The following is a 2,820-nucleotide window of genomic DNA, read 5'->3' on the forward strand; positions in this document are numbered from 1 at the left end:
TGTCGTCCCGCGGGGGCGCCGGGTCGTCGGCGACGGTCCGGGTCACGGCGGCCGCCGGAGCCGTGGGTGCCGCCGACGCACCGGCCGTCGTGACCGCCGACAGCGCGAGCGTCGCGGCGAGCACCGCCACCGTCGTCCTGGTCCTGGTCCGCACCGTGGATCACTCCTGTCACTCGGTCACCTGCGGTCCCATCTCACGTGCGGTGGGTGAGGAGCACCAGTCGAACCACTCGTCCGGGGAGCGCGCGAACGGGTGGGATGCGGTCGCCCGTGGACGGACGGTGATCTTCCCGCGGGCACCGGTGACGTCGGGTGACCGGCCGGCGCGACGGCGGGTGTGGCACGCGTCGCCGCGCGGAGCGCCCCGCGCACGGAGGTCTCGCACCCCGGCGGGGGCTCCCGCACCCGCAGCGACGGGTGCGGCGACCGCACCAGGGGTGCGACGCGCCCCGGGGCCGACGTTCCCGGGGCGCCACGAGGTGGGATCCGAGGACGGACGGCGCGTCCGCCTGCCACAGTGGCGGCGTGGCTCGCCCCGACCTCGCCGTCGCGCTGGACCTCGCCCCGCACCCGGAGGGTGGCTGGTACCGGCGGACCTGGACCTCACCGGTCGTCGTCGCGACCCCGTACGGTCCACGCCCCTCGGCGACGGCGATCCTCTACCTCCTCGACGCCCCCGGCCGGTGGCACCGCGTCCGGTCCACCGAGCTGTGGTGCCGGCACTCGGGCCCCGAGGCGGACCTGGTCCTCGGTGGTGACGGGCCGGACCCCGTCCCCGGGGCCCGGTTGCGCCTCGGGCCGGCCGGCCCGCAGCAGGAGGTCCCGGCCGGGGTGTGGCAGCGGGCGGAGCCGGCGGGGCCGGGGGCGGTCCTGGTCAGCTGCGTCGTCTCGCCCGGCTTCGACGTCGCCGACTTCGAGCTGCGCTGACCCGGCACCGGAGGTCAGCGGCGCAGCAGGCCCGCGAGGTCGCGGGTGTTGCGGATCCGCTCCGGGTCCACCCCGCAGGCGACGGCGCGGGCGCAGCCGTGGTCGAGCCAGTCGAGCTGCCCGGGGGCGTGCGCGTCGGTGTCGATCGTGAACTCGCACCCGGCCTCGACGGCCAGGCGCAGCAGCCGCTTGGGCGGGTCGAGGCGCTCGGGCCGGGCGTTGATCTCCACGGCGACGCCGTGTTCCGCGCAGGCGGCGAAGACGGCGTCGGCGTCGAACTCGGACTCGGGGCGCGTGCGGCGGCCGGTGACCATCCGGCCCGTGCAGTGCCCGAGCACGTCGACGTGCGGGTTCGCGACGGCGGTGAGCATCCGCTCGGTCATCTCGTCGCGGGGCATCCGCAGCTTCGAGTGCACGCTGGCCACCACCACGTCGAGCGAGGCGAGCAGGTCCTCGGACTGGTCGAGGGCGCCGTCGTCGAGGATGTCCACCTCGATGCCGGTGAGCACCCGGAAGTCCGACCCGGACGCGGAGATCCGCTCGTTGAGCTGCGCGATCTGCTCGACCTGGCGCCGCAGCCGGTCCGCGGACAGCCCGTTCGCGACGGTCAGGCGCGGCGAGTGGTCGGTGACGACGAGGTAGTCGTGGCCCAGCCCGATCGCGGTCTCGGCCATCTCGGCGAGCGGGGAGCCGCCGTCGGAGGCGTCGGTGTGGCTGTGGCAGTCCCCGCGCAGGCCCTCGCGCAGCCGCAGCGCCGCCTCGGCCAGGGGCACCCCGGTGGCGTCGGCGCGGGCGACGGCGTCCTCCAGCCGTCGCAGGTAGACCGGTTCCTCCCCGGCGAGGGACTCCCCCACGCAGCGCGCGGTCACCTCGCCGACGCCCTTCAGCTCCGCGAGGCCGCCCGAGGCGTGCAGCCGGGCCAGCTCCTCGGCGTCGCGACCGCGCAGCGCGCCGGCCGCGGTCCGGAACGCGCGCACCCGGTAGGTCGACTCCTGGGCGCGTTCGAGCAGGAACGCGATCCGGCGGAGGTCGGCGACGGCGTCTCTCACCCTGCGCAGGCTAGCGGCGCATCCACCGGCGGGCGCGCCGCGTCCACGCCGTCTCCCACACCGTGGGCAGCCTGCGCTCCAGGTCGAGCATCGTCGCGGTGTCCCGGCCGTGCAGCACACCGAAGGTGAACCCGTTGTCCCGCTCGGCGCCGGCGCGGGCCCCGAGGGTCCGCAGGGTCTCCCGGGAGACGACGGCGTCCTGGTGCTCGCCGAGCACGTCGGAGACCTTCTTGAGCCGCTTCGCGAACGCCCGCGCGTCCTTCCCCACGCTGGGCCGGGCGACCTCGGTGGCGTAGCGGAGCTGCTTGCCGGTCTTGCGGGCGTCGTGCAGCGAGTCGGGGGCGACCTGACCGGCGTCGAGGTCGGCCAGCGCGCGTTCCATCCGCCGCTCCAGCTTGCGGGCCGTACGGCCCACCATCGCGGGAAGGACGGTGGTCGCGGGCTTGCGGGCCCGGCGCGACAGCGGCGGGTCGGCGAGCAGCCGGCGCAGCGCGCCCTGCAGCGCGGCGTAGCGCTCCCCGTCGACGACGTCGAGCACCGCCGCCCCGGTCTCGGCGCGGGTGCGGGCGAAGTGCCGGGTGACGGCGGCCTGCACCGGTCCCAGCAGCAGCTCCGGCTCCAGCGCGCTCAGCCGGGCGTTCAGGCGCTCCTCCTGGACCTCGGCGTCGCGTTCACCGGCCAGCGCCCGGCCCAGCCAGCGCAGCTCGGCGACCACGTGCGCGACCCGCGGGCCCTCCAGGAGCCCCGCGTAGGTGCGCAGCGCGCTGCGCATCCGGCGGGCGGCGATGCGCATCTGGTGCACCGCGTCCGGGCGGTCGGCGCGCAGGTCCTGCTCGCGCGCGGC

The 2,820-nt window shown here is 76.7% G+C and carries 3 protein-coding genes; 1 reads left to right on the forward strand and 2 read right to left on the reverse strand.

All coding sequences use genetic code 11. The features are described 5' to 3' along the window. Positions 1–525 precede the first annotated feature (525 nt). Positions 526–927: a cupin domain-containing protein gene (locus GTW08_RS27340; protein ID WP_073577202.1), complete on the forward strand. Its 402-nt coding sequence runs from the start codon at positions 526–528 to the stop codon at positions 925–927. Positions 928–941: 14 nt separating this feature from the next. Here the strand turns inward: GTW08_RS27340 and GTW08_RS27345 are convergent, their stop codons facing one another. Both GTW08_RS27345 and GTW08_RS27350 read right to left on the reverse strand, forming a co-directional pair. Further along, on the reverse strand, positions 942–1,976 hold the full coding sequence (locus GTW08_RS27345; protein WP_161152711.1) for a PHP domain-containing protein: 1,035 nt from the start codon (positions 1,974–1,976) through the stop codon (positions 942–944). Between the two features lie 10 nt (positions 1,977–1,986). Further along, positions 1,987–2,820 (reverse strand): CHAD domain-containing protein (locus GTW08_RS27350; protein ID WP_161152712.1); only part of this gene is annotated, 834 nt, incomplete at its 5' end.

The organism is Pseudonocardia sp. SID8383 (genome assembly GCF_009864975.1).
In the GTDB taxonomy this organism is placed as follows: Bacteria; Actinomycetota; Actinomycetes; order Mycobacteriales; family Pseudonocardiaceae; genus Pseudonocardia; species Pseudonocardia alni.